11 protein-coding genes are annotated in these 15,880 nt (G+C 69.3%); 5 read left to right on the top strand and 6 right to left on the bottom strand.

Going from position 1 to position 15,880, the window contains the following annotated elements; translation table 11 throughout:
* Window positions 1-23: 23 nt before the first annotated feature.
* Together AAN986_RS20715 and AAN986_RS20720 are read right to left on the bottom strand one after the other, a co-directional pair.
* Window positions 24-1,253: a PepSY-associated TM helix domain-containing protein gene (locus tag AAN986_RS20715; RefSeq protein ID WP_349335465.1), complete on the bottom strand. Its 1,230-nt coding sequence runs from the start codon at window positions 1,251-1,253 to the stop codon at window positions 24-26.
* An 18-nt stretch (window positions 1,254-1,271) separates the two neighbouring features.
* Window positions 1,272-3,437, bottom strand: a complete 2,166-nt coding sequence (locus AAN986_RS20720) for a TonB-dependent receptor (RefSeq protein WP_349335466.1) — start codon at window positions 3,435-3,437, stop codon at window positions 1,272-1,274.
* A 336-nt stretch (window positions 3,438-3,773) separates the two neighbouring features.
* Between AAN986_RS20720 and AAN986_RS20725 the strand changes: the two genes are divergently transcribed.
* From AAN986_RS20725 to AAN986_RS20740, 4 genes are read left to right on the top strand one after another with little or no spacing between them, the layout of a single operon-like run.
* The gene (locus tag AAN986_RS20725; RefSeq protein ID WP_016454691.1) at window positions 3,774-4,184 is read left to right on the top strand and encodes a DUF2306 domain-containing protein; all 411 of its coding nucleotides are present in this window, start codon (window positions 3,774-3,776) and stop codon (window positions 4,182-4,184) included.
* A 34-nt stretch (window positions 4,185-4,218) separates the two neighbouring features.
* The gene (locus tag AAN986_RS20730; protein WP_016454690.1) at window positions 4,219-4,545 is read left to right on the top strand and encodes a 2TM domain-containing protein; all 327 of its coding nucleotides are present in this window, start codon (window positions 4,219-4,221) and stop codon (window positions 4,543-4,545) included.
* Window positions 4,546-4,574: 29 nt separating this feature from the next.
* Window positions 4,575-5,663 carry a histidine kinase gene (locus tag AAN986_RS20735; RefSeq protein ID WP_047219334.1) on the top strand — a complete coding sequence of 363 codons (1,089 nt, stop codon included), beginning with the start codon at window positions 4,575-4,577 and terminating at the stop codon, window positions 5,661-5,663.
* Window position 5,664: 1 nt separating this feature from the next.
* Window positions 5,665-6,489: a LytTR family DNA-binding domain-containing protein gene (locus AAN986_RS20740; RefSeq protein ID WP_047219333.1), complete on the top strand. Its 825-nt coding sequence runs from the start codon at window positions 5,665-5,667 to the stop codon at window positions 6,487-6,489.
* Between the two features lie 24 nt (window positions 6,490-6,513).
* Here AAN986_RS20740 and AAN986_RS20745 read toward each other — a convergent pair whose 3' ends face one another.
* Window positions 6,514-7,287, bottom strand: coding sequence for an ABC transporter ATP-binding protein (locus tag AAN986_RS20745; protein WP_047219363.1), 774 nt, complete (start codon window positions 7,285-7,287; stop codon window positions 6,514-6,516).
* A gap of 13 nt (window positions 7,288-7,300) precedes the next feature.
* On the opposite strand from AAN986_RS20745, the gene AAN986_RS20750 reads away from it, so the two are divergent.
* Window positions 7,301-7,666 carry a hypothetical protein gene (locus tag AAN986_RS20750; RefSeq protein WP_047219332.1) on the top strand — a complete coding sequence of 122 codons (366 nt, stop codon included), beginning with the start codon at window positions 7,301-7,303 and terminating at the stop codon, window positions 7,664-7,666.
* Between the two features lie 3 nt (window positions 7,667-7,669).
* Here the strand turns inward: AAN986_RS20750 and AAN986_RS20755 are convergent, their stop codons facing one another.
* From AAN986_RS20755 to AAN986_RS20765, 3 genes are all read right to left on the bottom strand, one after another.
* The gene (locus AAN986_RS20755; protein ID WP_047219331.1) at window positions 7,670-9,169 is read right to left on the bottom strand and encodes an efflux transporter outer membrane subunit; all 1,500 of its coding nucleotides are present in this window, start codon (window positions 9,167-9,169) and stop codon (window positions 7,670-7,672) included.
* Between the two features lie 23 nt (window positions 9,170-9,192).
* Window positions 9,193-12,354, bottom strand: a complete 3,162-nt coding sequence (locus AAN986_RS20760; RefSeq protein WP_071954701.1) for a multidrug efflux RND transporter permease subunit — start codon at window positions 12,352-12,354, stop codon at window positions 9,193-9,195.
* A 348-nt stretch (window positions 12,355-12,702) separates the two neighbouring features.
* Complete coding sequence (locus AAN986_RS20765; RefSeq protein ID WP_016449700.1) at window positions 12,703-15,840, bottom strand: MdtB/MuxB family multidrug efflux RND transporter permease subunit; 3,138 nt, start codon at window positions 15,838-15,840, stop codon at window positions 12,703-12,705.
* Window positions 15,841-15,880: the final 40 nt, after the last annotated feature.

Genomic DNA, 15,880 nt, shown 5'->3' on the forward strand with positions numbered 1-15,880 from the left:
GAAGGGGGAAGCGGCGCAGCCGCTCAGGGGGTCATCTTCCTGGCCCTTCGCTTGCGCCACCAGATGATGACGCCGGTGATCGACAGGACGGCGACGAGCACGCCGACGAAGGACATGAGCACGCGGCCGGGGGTGCCGAGGATGCGGCCGCTGTGCAGGGGCAGCTGCAGCTGGACGACGACGTCGGCGGCCGTGCCGTGCCAGGGGCGGTAGGTGCCCAGGACTTCGCCGTTGTCCGAGCTGACGTAGATGTTGGACAGGCCCATGCCCATGGCGCCGGTTTCGTCGTGCGGGTCGAAGAAGGAGATGTTGTAGAACGGGAAGTCGCCGCCCCACCAGATGCCGCCTGCGGGCTGGGCGAAGCCCAGGCGCTTGGCCTCGCTCTGGGCGATGGCGATGGCCTGGGCGAACGAGACCTTGGGCACGAGGAGCGTGCCCTGGGGCGCAGGCTTGAGGGTTTCGTAGGGGCCGGGCGTGGTGGTGGAGACGGTGCTCATCACCGGGTAGAAGACTTCGCGGTACAGGTTCAGCGAGAACGAGGTGAAGGCCACGATGACGATGACGGCCCAGACCCACAGGCCGCCCGCGCGGTGCAGGTCGAAATTGAGCTTGTAGGCGCCGCCGCCCCAGCGCACGCGCCATGAGGGCAGCCAGCGCCGCCACCACGATCCCATGGCCGCCGTCAGGCGCGGGGCGCTTTTCCTGAGCTTGACGGGAAAGGTCAGCAGCAGCGCGACAAAGCTGTCGGCCACCCACAGCAGGGCCAGCGTGCCCATGAACCAGTAGCCCCAGCGGTCCGTGCCCCAAAAGCGCGGGGCCAGCAGGCTTTCGTGCAGGTGGCGCAGCCAGGGCATGAGGTTGCGCTGGCTGAGCGCGAAGCTGCGCCCGTTGCGCTGGCCCGTGATGTGGCCGCTGACCGGGTCGACGAAGACCGTGTCATATCCCAGCGCAGGCGCCTGGCCCGTGGCCGGGTCGGGCCGGGGGCGCACCATGAACATGGCGGCCTCGCCCTCGACCAGGCCCAGGGTCATGTAGCTGATCTCGGCGCGCGGCTCGCTGGCCTGCACCACGGCGGCCAGCTCCAGCGGGGTCTTCAGCGGGCCGCGTGCCGGGGTCTCCAGCATGTCGGCGTTGAGCCATTCGTCGATTTCATGGTCCCAGGACAGCACGGCCCCCGTGAGGCCGGCCATGGTGAGGAAGCCGGCCAGCAGCAGGCCTATCCAGCGGTGCACCACCGTCCACAACGCGCGCATGCTTCAGATCGCTCCGGCTCAGAAATCCACCGATGCGCTCAGCGAGAAGGTGCGCGGCATGGACTGCACCAGGTAGTTGGCGCCCGGGTAGCCGCCCACGGACGACCAGTAGCCCTTGTCGAACAGGTTGTCGATGCGCGCGCGCAGGGTCAGCAGGCGGTTGTTGCCGATGTCCATGAGATAACGCGCGCCGATGTCGGTGCGCGTCCACGAGGCCACTTTCAGCGTGTTGGCGCCGTTGGCGTACTGGCTGGAGGTGTGCATCACGCGCGCATTGAGGGCCAGGCCCGAGACGCCGGGCACATCCCAGTCCACGCCCAGGTTGAGCAGGCGCTTGGGCACGCCGATGGCGTAGTTGCCGATGGTGGCGGTATCGGCGGCCTCGCGGATCTTGGCCTCGCTGAAGGTCACGCCGCCCAGCACGCGCAGGCCCTTGACGGGTTCGCCGAAGACCGTGGCCTCCAGGCCGCTGTTGCGCTGCTTGCCGTACTGGCCGAAGACCTGGTTGGCCACATAGGCCGAAGGCATGTCCGTGGTGTACAGCGCCACCGTGGCGCCCAGCTGCCGGCCCTGCCACTTGAAGCCGATTTCCTTCTGGCGCGACTTGTAGGGCGCGAACACCTGGCCACCGTTGGACACGGGCAGGTCGTTGGCCGTCTGCGGCGCCACGGCGCCCTTGGTCAGGCCTTCGATGTAGTTGGCGTAGACCGAGGTGTTCTCGCTGGTCTTGAACACCAGGCCCAGCATGGGCGTGGTGGCCGACTTCTTGTAGTTGTCGGTCTGCGCGCCCGTGTTGTAGTCGTAGCTGCTTTGCTCGATGCTCTGGCGGCGCACGCCCACGGTCAGGCGCAGGCGCTCGTCCAGCATCGTCAGCGTGTCGCCGATGGCAAAGCTGTTGAGCCGGGTTTCACCCACGCGCGTGGGATCGGCCAGGTTGCCGCCGAACAGCGTCATCGCCGGGCGCGCGCTGCTCCAGGGGTTGTAGATGTTGTTGACCACGCCAAAGCCCATGCCCCAGGCATTGCGCTCGGTGGCCGAGTAGGTGCTGGCCGTGGCCACCAGCTCGTGGCCCACGCTGCCCGTGGCCAGGCGCGTGCGGATGCCGACCTCGCCCGTGCCCACGCTGTCCTTGCGCTTGTTGTCGAAGCGCGTGCCCGTGGTGTCGCCGGCCGCATTCGTGACGGTCACGCCGCTCAGGGAGTTGTCTTCCTTGCCGCGGCGCAGGCCGCCTGCGGCCCAGGCCGTGGTGGTGTCGTTGATGTCCCATTCGGCGCGCAGCGTGGCGAACAGGTCGCGCTCGGTGGAGTACGACCAGTTCTGGCCGTAGTTGGTCTGGTTGTCGGGCACGGCCGGGATGAAGCTGCCCGGCGTCACGCTGGGGCGGCCGCCGTTGTAGCTGTTGCGCTGGTAGCCCACGTCGCCCGACAGGCGCACGTTGCGGCTGCGCCAGTCCAGGCCCAGGCCCAGGGCGGTGAGCGAGCGGTCTTCGCCATCCACGCCCGTGCCGCCGTCGCGGCGCACGGCGTTCAGGCGGATGCCGGTGCTCCGGTCAGGGCCGAAGCGGCGCGAGATGTCGGTGGAGACAAAGGCCTGGCCGCCCGTCTGTATGCCGGCGCCCACGCGCGTCAGCGCATCGTTGCCGGCGCGCTTGGGCAGCAGGCTGATGGTGCCGCCAATGCCGCTGCCTCCGGGTGCTGCGCCATTGAGGAAGGCGTTGGCGCCGCGCAGCACCTCCACGCGTTCGAAGAACTCCGAGGCGATGTACTGGCGCGGCAGCAGGCCGTACAGGCCGTTGTAGGCGATGTCGTCCGAGTACACCGGGAAGCCGCGAAGCACATACAGCTCCTGGAAGTTGCCAAAGCCGCGCGCCTGGCGCACGCCCGGGTCGTTGAGCAGCACGTCGCCCACGCTCTTGGACTGGGTGTCCTCGATCAGTTGCTGGGTGTAGCTGGTGGTGGAGAACGAGGAGCTCTTCCAGTCCAGCGTGCCCAGCACGCCGTTGCGCGCCCCCGTGGCCACCTGGCCGCCTGCGAAGGGCTTGGACAGGCCCTGGGCCGATGCGTCGGCGCTGGCCTCCACCGTCACGGCCTCCAGCACGGTGTCACCGCCCCGGGTCTGGGCAATCAGCGCCTGATGGCTGCACAGGCAAAGAACGGCCAGGGATATGGGGCGAATGGAAGGCATGGGGATGGGATTGAGAATGATTTGCAGAACCCGTTAGCTTACCAACCACCTGGGCACGCAACTATGAGTTTTCTCAATCTGTTGCATCGAAGCAATCCTGGGGGTGATTGGTTTCAAAGGCCCTGATCGATAGTCCGTGCGCACTCACCCTGGCCTCCACCCTGCGGACTGCGTCCTCCAGATGCCGTGGACGTGCCTGCCGTTCGCGGCGCCAGGATGCAGCTGGCACCCTGCCCTCGTCCGTCCGTCGCATGGCGCTGGCCCCGGCGGCGCCCGGCAGCGACAGTCCTGTCCCATACAGGCCCGCCAACCCGGGCCGCACGCCAGGACACCGCCATGCAAATGACACCGCTGATCGCCATCCACATGAGCGCCGCCCTCGGGGCCACGGCCACGGGCGCCATCGCCCTGCTGGCACGCCGCCAGGCCGCCGCCCATCCCCGCCTGCACCGCGCGGCCGGCCATGCCTTCGTCACGCTCATGGTCTGCGCGGCGGTGTCCGCCTGCTTCATCCGCGACTACCGCCTGCCCAACTGGGGCGGCTACACGCCCGTCCACCTGCTGGTGCCGCTGACCTTCGCCGGCCTGGGCCGGTCGTTCTGGCACCTGTACCACGGCAACATCGCCGGCCACCGCAAGATCATGCGCAGCGTCTACATCGGCGCCTGCGTCGTGGCGGGCCTGTTCACCCTGCTGCCCGGCCGCTATCTGGGCGACCTGCTGTGGCAGCAACTGGGCCTGGCCTGACGCCGCTTTCCTTCCCCCTGACGGAGAACTCCCCATGCGCACTCTTGATCCCCTTGATCCCCTCGATCCCTCTGCCCGCCACGACGACGATGCCCTGGAGCGCATGGCGCGCCGACGCGCAGGCGCCAAGCTGGGCTGGATGATCCACGCCAGCGTCTATGTGCTGGTCAACCTCGGGCTGGCGGCGCTGTCGCTGTCCCAGGGCAGGCACTGGGCCATCTTCCCGGCCCTGGGCTGGGGCCTGGGGCTGGCCATCCACGGCGCCGTGGTCTGGCTGGCCCTGCCGGGCAACGGCTGGCACGGGCGCATGGTGGAGCGCGAGCGGCAGGCGCTACAGTCACGCCAGGGCCGCGCCCGCTGAGCGACGCCATGGGACTACCATTGCCCTCCATGCCCGACCTCGCATCCAACGCCACACGCCAGCCGGCCGCCCCTGGCCACATCGTGGAACGGACCACGCTGCTGCGCCACGGCATCGCGACGACCTCGGCCTGCGCCCTGATTGCCGCCGCATTCAGCCTGAGCAACCACGGCCGCTGGGACGTGAACCTCATCTACTCGCTGTCGATCGGCCTGACCAGCTGGCTCACCATCGAACTGGGCCGCTGGCGCCTGACGCGGGGCCAGGACATTCCCTGGCCCGGCGGCTGGCGCGGCGCCGCGCTGGTGGTGGCTGGCATCGTGACGGGGTTCGTGATCGGGTCGCTGATCGGCACGGCCTACAGGCAGTGGGCTGATCCCGACGCCAGCACGGCCCTGATGCACCGGCTGTGGATACCGCTGGCCGTCACCATCGTCGCCAGCACGGTGATGTCGCTGGCCTTCTTCCTGCTGGGCTACTCGCGCCATCTGCAGATGCAGGCCGAGCAGGCCCGCCGCCAGGCGGCCGAGGCGCGACTGACCCTGCTACAGGCCCAGCTGGAGCCGCACATGCTGTTCAACACCCTGGCCAACCTGCGCGTGCTGGTGGCCAGCGACCCGCAGCGCGCCCAGGCCATGCTGGACCATCTGATCGCCTACCTGCGCGCCACGCTGGGCGGCTCGCGCAGCACCGAGCATGCGCTGGCCGAGGAATTCGCGCGCCTGCGCGACTACCTGGCGCTGATGTCCATCCGCATGGGCCCGCGCCTGCAATACACGCTGGACCTGCCCGAGGACCTGGGCCAGGTGCCCGTGCCGCCGCTGCTGCTGCAGCCCCTGGTGGAAAACTGCATACGCCACGGACTGGAGCCCAAGCTGGAAGGCGGGCATATCGCCGTGCGCGCGCGCCGCATGGACGGCGGCCCGTTGGAGCTGACCGTGGCCGACAACGGCATGGGCCTGGACACCGGTGCGCCCGCCCTGCCCGGCAGCCGCTTCGGCACGGCCCAGCTGCGCGAGCGCCTGGCCAGCCGCTATGGCGACGCCGCGCACTTCGAACTGGCCGCCCTGCCCGAAGGCGGCACGCTAGCCAAAATCACCATTGCCAACGCCGGTTGAAATGACCTCCTCCCCCCGCGCCCTGATCGCCGAAGACGAACCCCTGCTGGCCGAGGACCTGCGCCAGGCACTGGCCCGCGCCTGGCCCGAGTTGCAGATTGCCGCCATGGTGGGCGACGGCCTGAGTGCCGCCCGGCAGGCGCTGGCGCTGCAGCCGGACGTACTGTTCTTCGACATCCGCATGCCGGGCCAGAGCGGCCTGGAGGCCGCCGCCGAACTGGCCGACGCCTGGCCCGAGGCGCAGCCGTTTCCCATCCTGGTCTTCGTGACCGCCTATGACCAGTACGCCATGGACGCCTTCGAGGCCCAGGCCGTGGACTACCTGCTCAAGCCCGTGCAGCCCGAGCGGCTGGCGCGCAGCGTGCAGCGCCTGCGCGAGCTGCTGGCCCAGCGCACGGTGGCCCCGGCTGGCGCTGCGCTGGCGCAGGCGCTGGAGCAATTGCGGAACCTGGCCGGCGCCACGGCCCCCGCCGCCACCGCCACCGCCACCGCCACCGAGCCGCCGCTGCAGATGATCCAGGCCGGCGTGGGCACGCAGATCCAGATGGTGCCCGTGCAGGACGTCGTCTACTTCGAGGCCGCCGACAAGTACGTGCGCGTGCTCACGGCCTCGCATGAGTACCTGGTGCGCACGCCGCTCAAGGAACTGCTGCCCCGGCTGAACGCCGAGGATTTCTGGCAGGTGCACCGTGGCACCGTGGTGCGCGCAGCCGCCATTGCCAGCGCCCAGCGCGACGAGGCCGGCCGGCTGTGGCTGCAGCTGCGCGAGCGAGCGGAGAAACTGGCCGTCAGCCGCCTCTACGCGCAGCGGTTCAAGGCGATGTAGGTGGCGATGTAGACGCCGGCTCCGTCAGCGCAGCGGCGGCTGATCGGGCAGGTCCAGCACGTCGTCCCAGGCCACGCCCTGCATCTCGTCCCAATGGGCGACGATCACGCAGCGCAGCCCGTGCCCGGCCACGGGCGCAGATTGCTGGCCGGCCCGGTTCAGCCCCGCCAGCGTGCGCTGCACATGGTCGATCGATCCCCGGTCCAGCGCGGCCAGCGGCTCGTCGATCAGCAGCAGCGGCACGCCGCTGGCCCAGCCCGCCGCCATCCACAGCTTGCGCAGGCTGCCCGTGGACAGGGCCAGCAGGGGCTTGTGCAGATGGGGCTCCAGGCCCAGGCCGTCGGCATGGGCCTGCCAGGCCGCCTCGCTCCAGGCCGGATGCAGCTGCCGCTGTGCCTGCACCCATTCCTGCGCGGGCCGGGCACGCTCGGCATTGGACAGTTCGGCGCGCGGGTCGCGCCAGAACAATGCAGGGCGCTGCGACGGGTCCGGCTGCTGCGGATATACCAGGCGCCCGCCCTGCAAGGGCAAATGGCCGGCCAGCGCCTGCAGCAGGCTGGTCTTGCCGCAGCCCTCGCCGCCGCGCACCAGGCACAGGCCCACGGGCCAGTCGTGCGAGGCGCCATCCCACAGCAGAAGACCCGGCTGCCCGAAGCGCAGGGACTGCGCGCTCACCATCGGCGGCGCCATCGATTGCTGTGCGGTGTCCATCTGAATGTCTTTCCGGTTCTGCGATGCGGGCGATTGTGCACGCGGCACAATGCCGGGCTTTCCCTTTTCCAACCACGCACTACGCATGCGGACCGCCACCATGACCCTCGACTACCTGGATTTCGACTACAGCGAAGACGACGAAGGCACGGGCTGCTGGGACGCCATGGCCAGCGTGCCCGCCGCGCGCGTGCCGGCGCTGGCGGCCGAGGTGGAGCAATTGCTGGCCTGGGCGCACCGCCGCTTCAAGGGCCGGCGCGGCCCCATCGAGGAAGGCGGCGACTGGGACTACGAGCTGCAGGCCCAGGACGACGGCGGCCAGCCGTTGGCCTGGCGCTTTGACGCAGCCACGGCGCGCCTGCAATCCGTGGCGGCCGGAGATGGCCGCACCACGGTGAACCTGTCGATCAGCGGCAGCGCGGCTTTCGGCGAAGCATTGCGCCAGGCCTTCGAGCTGCAGGACTGAACATCAGCGCGCGACAGCCTGCGGCCCCTGCACGGAGGCCGGTCCCAGCGGCTCCCAGCGCCCGGCCACGTTCTTGAGCAAGGTGTTGACGGCGGCAAGGCGCCGGTTGCGCACATCGATCAGGCTGCGCCGCGCCGACAGCACCGTGGTCTGGGCGCTGAGCACATTCAGATAGGCCACGGTGCCCGCGCGGTACTGGTTGTTGACGACATCCAGCGCCTTCTGCGCGGCGGCCACGGCCTCGATCTGCACCTGCTGCTCGCGCGCCAGGGCGGATGCGGTGACCAGGTTGTCCTCCACCTCCTGCAACGCCGTCAGCACGGTCTGGCGGTAGGTGGCGGCGGCCAGGTCCAGCGAGGCACGCGCCGACTCCACGGCCGCCGTGCGCGCGCCGCCGTCGAACAGCGCCAGCGCCAGCGACGGGCCCAGCGACCAGAACAGGTTGGGCGCACTCACCAGGTTGGACAGCGATGCACCCCGGTAGCCCGCCGTGGCCGACAGCGTGAGCGCCGGGAAGAAGGCCGCGCGCGCCACGCCCACCTGGGCGTTGGCGGCGGCCACGCGGCGCTCGGCCGCTGCAATGTCGGGGCGCTGCTCCAGCAGTTGGGACGAGAGCATGGCCGGCACCTCGGGCGGCGGCGGCAGCTCGGCACCGGCCTCCAGGCTGAAGGCCGCAGGCGGCAGGCCCAGCAGCGCGGCCAGGGCGTGCTCCAGCTGAGCGCGGCTGGTCTGCGCCTCGATGAGCTGGGCCTGGGTGCTTTTGTACTGCGCCTCGGCCTGGGCCACGTCGGCCGACGAGGCCACGCCCGCGCGGTAGCGGTTGTTGGTGAGCTTCAGGCTTTGCTCGTAGCCCTGCAGTGTTTCCTGCAGCAGCCGCACGCTGGCATCGGCCGCGCGCAACGAGAAATAGGTCTGCGTGATCGAGGCCTGGGCCGACAGGCGCACGGCGGCCAGGTCGTCGCTGCTGGCCTGGGCGCTGGCCTGGCTGGCGCTGACCGTGCCCGACACGCGGCCCCACAGGTCCAGCTCCCAGCTGGCGTTCAGGCCCAGCGAGTAGTTGGTCGAGATGTTGCCGCTACTGCCGGTGTTGCCGCCCGTGCCTGATGCACCCGATGCACCGGAGGCCCCGCCGCTGCGCGAGCGCGTGGCGCCGGCCGTGCTGCCCAGCGTGGGGAACAGCCCGGCCTGGCTGCTGGCCACGGCCGCCTGCGCGGCACGCAGGCGCGCGGCGGCCTGGGCAATGCTCTGGTTGCCGGTGGCGGCCTGCTGCTGCAGGCGGTTGAGCTGCTCGTCGCCGAACAGCTCCCACCAGTTGTCGGGCACTTGCGCGCGCGACGGATCTGCGGGCCGCCAGATGCCCGCCTCGGCCGCCTCGGGCGTGGCTTCCTTGAACTGGGCCGGCACCTCGAGTGCGGGGCGCTGGTAGGCGCTCTGCGTGGAGCAGCCGGCCAGCAGCGCGGCAGCCAGCCAGATCGCCGGGGTTTGGAGTGTCTTCAGCTGCATGGCCTTGGGCTTTCGGATTCGGTTCACTGGGGTGATGCGGCGGGCACAGGGGTGCCGCGGTCTTTGCCCTGCACGCGGCCACGCAGGCCCATGACACGCTGGCGCAGCCTGTCCAGCAGCACATAGACCACGGGCGTGGTGTAGAGCGTGAGCAGCTGGCTCAGCATCAGGCCGCCCACGATGGCAATGCCCAGCGGCTGGCGCAGCTCGGCGCCATCGCCCCGGCCCAGGGCCAGCGGCAGCGCGCCGCAGATGGCCGCCAGGCTGGTCATGAGGATGGGGCGCAGCCGCAGCTCGCAGGCACGGTAGATGGCCTGGGCGGCCGTGGCATGGCCGGCGCGCTGCCGCTCCAGCGCGAAGTCGATCATCATGATGGCGTTCTTCTTGACGATGCCGATCAGCAATATCACCCCGATCAGCGCGATCAGCGAGAACTCCGTCTTGAACAGCATCAGCGCCATCAGCGCGCCCACGCCGGCCGAGGGCAGCGTGGACAGGATGGTCAGCGGATGCACCAGGCTCTCATAGAGCACGCCCAGCACCAGGTAGATGGTGATGATGGCCGCCAGGATCAGCAGCGGCTGCCCCGACAGCGCCTGCTGGAAGGCCCCGGCCGTGCCGCTGAAGCTGCCGCGCACCGACACGGGCACGCCCAGCTCGGCCACGGCCGCGCGTATGGCGTCGCTGGCGTCCGACAGCGCCACGCCCTCGGCCAGGCTGAAGCTGATGGTGCTGGCCGGCGTGCCCCGGTCGTGGTTCACGGCCAGCGGCGTGTTGGTGGTGGTGATGCGCGCAAACGAGGTCAGCGGCACCTGCACGCCCTGGTTGTTCACGAAGAAGAAGCCGCGCAGCGTCTCGGGGCTTTGCAGGTAGCGGGGCGCGGCCTCCATCACCACGCGGTACTGGTTGAGCGGGTTGTAGATCACGCCCACCTGGCGCTGGCCGAAGGCATTGTTGAGCGTGCCGTCGATCTGCGACACCGTCAGCCCCAGGCGCGTGGCCGCGTCGCGGTCGATCACCAGCGAGGTCTGCAGGCCGAAGTCGGACACATCGCTGTTCACGTCCGTGAGCTGGGGCAGTTGCGACAGCACCTGGCGGATGCGCGGCTCCCAGGTGCGCAGGTCCTGGATGTCGTCGGCCTGCAGCGTGTAGTCGTACGAGCCCGAGCTTTGCCGCCCGCCGATGCGGATATCGCTTTGCGTGACCATGAACAGCCGCGCGCCGGGCTCGTTCTTGAGCTTGTCGCGCAGGCGGTTGATCACCTCGTCGGAAGACACCTTGCGCTCGGCCAGCGGCTTGAGCGACATGAACATGTTGGCCGCATTGCGCTGGCCGCCGCCCGTGAAGCCCGTCACGTACTCCACGGCCGGGTCTTCCTGCACGATGGACAGGAAGCGCTTGAGCCGCTGCTCCATGGCCTGGTACGAGGTGGACTGGTCGGCCCGGATGAAGCCCATCACGCGGCCCGTGTCCTGGCTGGGCATGAAACCCTTGTCGATGGCCATGTACAGGTGCACGTTCAGCGCCACGACGCCGGCCAGCACCAGCAGCACCAGCGGCTGGTGGCGCAGGCACCAGGCCAGGCTTGCGCGGTAGCCGGACATGGCACGCCGCTCGGCCCGGCCCACCCAGGCGCCGAAGCGGTCCCAGGCGCGCTGCAGGCCATTGCGCGGCCGGCCCGGCTGAGCGACACGCTGCGGGCGCAGCAGCGCCGCGCACATCATGGGCGTGGTGGTCAGCGACACCACCATCGAGATCAGAATGGCCGCCGACATCACCACCGCGAACTCGCGGAAGAACCGCCCCACGATGCCGCCCATGAACAGGATGGGCACGAACACCGCGATCAGCGACAGGCTCATGGACACCACGGTGAACCCGATCTCGCGCGCCCCGTCCAGCGCCGCGCGCAGCGCGGTCTTGCCGCGCTCCATGTGGCGCATCACGTTCTCCAGCACCACGATGGCATCGTCCACCACAAAGCCCGTGGCCACGGTCAGCGCCATCAGCGACAGGTTGTCCAGCGTATAGCCGGCCAGGTACATCACGCCGAACGTGCCCGCCAGCGACACCGGCACGGCCACGGCCGGAATCAGCGTGGCCCGGCCATTGCGCAGGAACAGGAACACCACCAGGATCACCAGCGCCACGGCGATCAACAGCGCCCGCTCCACCTCCACCACCGAGGCGCGCAGCGTGGGCGTGCGGTCGGACACGATGGTCAGATCGATGGCCTCGGGAATGGACGCCTTGAGCTGCGGCAGCAAAGAGCGCACGCGCGCCACGGCCTCCAGGATGTTGGCATCGGGCTGCTTGAAGATCTGCAGCAGGATGGCGGGCTTGCCATTGGCCACGCCGTAGTTGCGCACGTCCTGCACCGAATCCGTGACATCGGCCACGTCCTGCAGCCGGATCGCATTGCCATTGCTCCAGCGCAGCACCAGCGGCGCATAGTCGGCCGCCACGCGCGCCTGGTCATTGGCGGTCACCTGCCAGTAATGGTCCTCGCGCTCCACCGCGCCCAGCGGCCGGTTGGCATTCGTGGCCGAAATGGCGGTACGCACCTGGTCCAGCGACACGCCATTGGCCGCCAGCTTCACCGGGTCCAGCTCCACGCGCACGGCCGGCAGCGCCCCCCCGCTGATGGACGCCTGGCCCACGCCCTCCACCTGCGAGAGCTTCTGCGCCAGCACGGTGGACGCCGCGTCATACATCTGCCCGCGCGTCAGCGCGCTGGACGTGAGCGCCAGGATCATGATCGGCGCATCGGCCGGATTCACCTTGCGATACGTAGGATTGCCCGGCATGCCCGAAGGCAGCAGCGTGCGCGCCGCATTGATGGCAGCCTGCACATCGCGCGCCGCGCTGTCCACCGTGCGCGACAGATCGAACTGCAGCGTGATGCGCGTACTGCCCAGGCTGGAGCTGGACGTGATCTCATTGACCCCCGCAATCGCCCCCAGCGCCCGCTCCAGCGGCGTCGCCACCGTGGCAGCCATGGTGTCCGGGCTTGCACCCGGCAGGCTGGCCGACACCGAAATCGTCGGATAGTCCACCTGCGGCAGCGGCGCCACCGGCAGCAGGAAATACGACACTGCCCCCGCCAGCGCCAGGCCGATGGTCATCAGCATGGTGGCAATGGGCCGGAAGATGAACGGCGCAGAGAGATTGGAAAGCTGGCTCATGACCAAGCCCCCACAGAACGAGGCCGAGCAAAGCGAAGGCACGTCCCCCAGCCTTGCCCCCTCTGCCCACGCCTGCGTTGGGCGCGATGCGGGGTGGCAAGCCTGCCGAAGGACAGGCTTGCTTCGTCATCTGACTTGCCGCAGTTGTCTGAGCGGCGCGCGAAGCGCAAAGCGAGTTCTGCGGCACACCCCGCATCGCGCCCAACGCAGGTTGCCCGCAGCGAAGCGAAGGGTCGTGGGCAGTGGGGGCGCGCTTCTTTGCCTACTTTCTTGTCGCGCGACAAGAAAGTAGGTCGGCCGCCGGGCCGAGACCCGGCCAGCGGCGCCAGCCAAAAGCGCAGATCAAGCTCAAGCATGGGCCTGCTCCGAAGAAGCACCCCGACGATCCCGCCACCTCTGCGCCCACCCTTCAAAAGTCAGATAAATCACAGGCGTAGTGAACAGAGTCAGCAACTGACTCACCAGCAAGCCCCCCACCAGCGTCACCCCCAACGGATGCCGCAACTCACTGCCCACCCCCGTCCCCAGCATCAACGGCAAGGCCCCCAGCAAAGCAGCCAAAGTCGTCATCAAGATAGGCCGGAACCGCAGCAGGCAGGCCTGGTAGATGGCCTCGCGCGGCGTGTGCCCCTCCTCGCGCTGCGCCTCCAGCGCGAAGTCGATCATCATGATCGCGTTCTTCTTGACGATGCCGATCAGCAGCACGATGCCGATGATGGCGATGATGTCCAGGTCCAGCCCCGCCAGCAGCAGGGCCAGCAGCGCGCCCACGCCGGCCGAGGGCAGCGTGGACAGGATGGTCACCGGGTGGATGGTGCTCTCATAGAGCACGCCCAGCACGATGTACATGGTGATCACCGCCGCCAGCACCAGCAGCAGCGTGTTGGACAGCGAGGCCTGGAAGGCCAGGGCCGCGCCCTGGAAGGCGGCGTCCACCGACAGCGGCATATGGCCCTCGGTGCGCAGCTGGGCCATCAGGTCCTGCACGGCCTTGACGGCATGGCCCAGCGACACGCCGGGCGCAGTGTTGAACGAGATGGTGGCGGCGGGCAGCTGGCCCACATGGTTCACGGCCAGGGCCATGGGCCGCTCGCTGACCGTGGCCACCGAGGACAGCGGCACGGGCGCGCCCGCGCTGGAGGCCACGTAGATGGACTGCAGCGCCTCGGGCCCGACCTTGAACTGCGGCGCCACCTCCAGCACCACGCGGTACTGGTTGGACTGCGTGAAGATGGTGGAGATCAGCCGCTGGCCGAAGGCGTTGTACAGCGCCGTGTCGATGGCCGAGACCGTCACGCCCAGCCGGCTTGCCTGGGCCCGGTCGATCTGCACGAAGGCCTGCAGGCCCTGGTCCTGCAGGTCGCTGCCCACGTCCACCAGCTCGGGCAGGTCGTGCATGCGCTCGACCAGGGCCTGGGTGCTCTTGGCCAGCTGCGCCATGTCGGGCGAGGACATCAGCAGCTGGTACTGGGTGCGCGCCACGCGGTCCTCGATGGTCAGGTCCTGCACGGGCTGGGCGTACAGGCGTATGCCCGGGATCTGCAGCGCATCGTCGGACAGGCGGCGCAGCACGGCGGGCACGCCATCGCGCTGGCCATGGGGCTTGAGGTCGATCAGCAGCCGGCCCGTGTTCAGCGTGGTGTTGCTGCCATCGACGCCGATGAAGGACGAGATGCTCTGCACGGCCGGGTCCTTGAGCAGCAGCTCGGCCAGGGCCTGCTGGCGCTCGGCCATGGCGGCAAAGGAGATGGACTGGTCGGCCTCGGTCGTGGCCTGGATGGTGCCCGTGTCCTGGTCCGGGAAGAAGCCCTTGGGCACGGCAAAGTACAGCAGCACGGTCACGGCCAGCGTGGCCAGGAAGACGATCCATGTCAGGCCCCGGCGGTCCAGCACCCAGGTGAGGATGCGGCCGTAGCCGGCGATGGTGCGGTCGAAGAAACGGCCCGTGGCGTGGTACAGGCGGCCATGCCGTTCTTCCTGGACCCCTTCGGGCTGGTGGCGCAGCAGCCGCGCGCACAGCATGGGCGTGAGCGTCAGCGAGACCACGGCCGAGATCAGGATGGCCACCGCCATGGTGATGGCGAACTCGTGGAACAGCCGCCCCACCACGTCGCCCATGAACAGCAGCGGGATCAGCACGGCGATCAGCGAAATCGTCAGCGAGATGATGGTGAAGCCGATCTGCCTGGCGCCCTTGAGCGCGGCCTGCATGGGCGGCTCGCCCTTTTCCACGAAGCGCGCGATGTTCTCGATCATCACGATGGCATCGTCCACCACGAAGCCGGTGGAGATCGTCAGCGCCATCAGCGTGAGGTTGTTGATGGAAAAACCGGCCAGGTACATCACGCCGAAGGTGCCGATCAGCGACAGCGGCACGGCAAAGCTCGGGATCAGCGTGGCCGAGGCGCTGCGCAGGAAGACGAAGATCACCGCCACCACCAGGGCGATGGCCAGCATCAGCTCCAGCTGCATGTCGTTGACCGAGGCGCGGATGGTCACCGTGCGGTCGGTCAGCACCTGCACGTCCAGCGAGGCCGGCAGCGTCTCCTTGAGCTGGGGCAGCAGCGCCTTGATGCGGTCCACCGTCTCGATCACGTTGGCGCCGGGCTGGCGCCGGATATTGAGGATCACGCCCGCGCGCGAACCGCCTTCGGGCGTGCCGGCCCAGGCGGCCAGGCGCGTGTTCTCGGCATCGTCCACGGTCTGGGCGATGTCGGACAGGCGCACGGGCAGGCCGTTCTTGAAGGCGATGATGAGGTTGCGGTACTCGGCCGCCGACTGCAGCTGGTCATTGGCATCGATGGTGGAGGCGCGCGCCGGGCCGTCGAAGCCGCCCTTGGCCTGCTTGACGTTGGCGGCGGCGATGGCGGTGCGCACATCGTCCAGCGTCATGCCCAGGCCGGCCAGCGCCGTCGGGTTGGCCTGGATGCGCACGGCGGGCCGGCGACCACCCGCAATCGCCACCAGCCCCACGCCGTTGACCTGCGAGAGCTTGGGCGCCAGGCGGTTCTCCACCAGGTCATTGACGCGGATCACCGGCAGCGAGGGCGAGGTGATGGCCAGCGTGAGGATGGGCGCATCCGCCGGATTGACCTTGCTGTACAGCGGGGGCATGGGCAGGTCGCTGGGCAGCAGGTTGGCACCCGCGTTGATGGCGGCCTGCACCTGCTGCTCGGCCACGTCCATGGCCATGTCCAGCGCAAAGCGCAGCGTGATCACCGAGGCGCCGCCCGAACTGGTGGACGACATCTGCGACAACCCCGGCATCTGGCCGAGCTGGCGCTCCAGCGGCGCGGTGACGTTGGACGTCATCACGTCGGGGCTGGCGCCCGGGTACAGCGTGGTGACCTGGATGGTGGGGTAGTCCACCTCGGGCAGGGCCGAGATCGGCAACAGCCGGTAGGCCAGCAGGCCGGCGATCAGCACCGCCACCATCAGCAGCGATGTGGCGACGGGTCGCAGGATGAAGATGCGGGAAAGATTCATGGGGCCGCCTGGAAGGGCTTGCGGTCTTCAGGTGCCGGGC

This window comes from Delftia sp. DS1230, from assembly GCF_040112715.1.
Taxonomy (GTDB): domain Bacteria; phylum Pseudomonadota; class Gammaproteobacteria; order Burkholderiales; family Burkholderiaceae_C; genus Comamonas; species Comamonas tsuruhatensis.

Coding starts and splice junctions, on each gene's coding strand:
- AAN986_RS20715 (WP_349335465.1), bottom strand. CDS start 1,253: ATGCGCGCGTTGTGGACGGTGGTGCACCGCTGGATAGGCCTGCTGCTG.
- AAN986_RS20720 (WP_349335466.1), bottom strand. CDS start 3,437: ATGCCTTCCATTCGCCCCATATCCCTGGCCGTTCTTTGCCTGTGCAGC.
- AAN986_RS20725 (WP_016454691.1), top strand. CDS start 3,774: ATGCAAATGACACCGCTGATCGCCATCCACATGAGCGCCGCCCTCGGG.
- AAN986_RS20730 (WP_016454690.1), top strand. CDS start 4,219: ATGCGCACTCTTGATCCCCTTGATCCCCTCGATCCCTCTGCCCGCCAC.
- AAN986_RS20735 (WP_047219334.1), top strand. CDS start 4,575: ATGCCCGACCTCGCATCCAACGCCACACGCCAGCCGGCCGCCCCTGGC.
- AAN986_RS20740 (WP_047219333.1), top strand. CDS start 5,665: ATGACCTCCTCCCCCCGCGCCCTGATCGCCGAAGACGAACCCCTGCTG.
- AAN986_RS20745 (WP_047219363.1), bottom strand. CDS start 7,287: ATGCGTAGTGCGTGGTTGGAAAAGGGAAAGCCCGGCATTGTGCCGCGT.
- AAN986_RS20750 (WP_047219332.1), top strand. CDS start 7,301: ATGACCCTCGACTACCTGGATTTCGACTACAGCGAAGACGACGAAGGC.
- AAN986_RS20755 (WP_047219331.1), bottom strand. CDS start 9,169: ATGCAGCTGAAGACACTCCAAACCCCGGCGATCTGGCTGGCTGCCGCG.
- AAN986_RS20760 (WP_071954701.1), bottom strand. CDS start 12,354: ATGAGCCAGCTTTCCAATCTCTCTGCGCCGTTCATCTTCCGGCCCATT.
- AAN986_RS20765 (WP_016449700.1), bottom strand. CDS start 15,840: ATGAATCTTTCCCGCATCTTCATCCTGCGACCCGTCGCCACATCGCTG.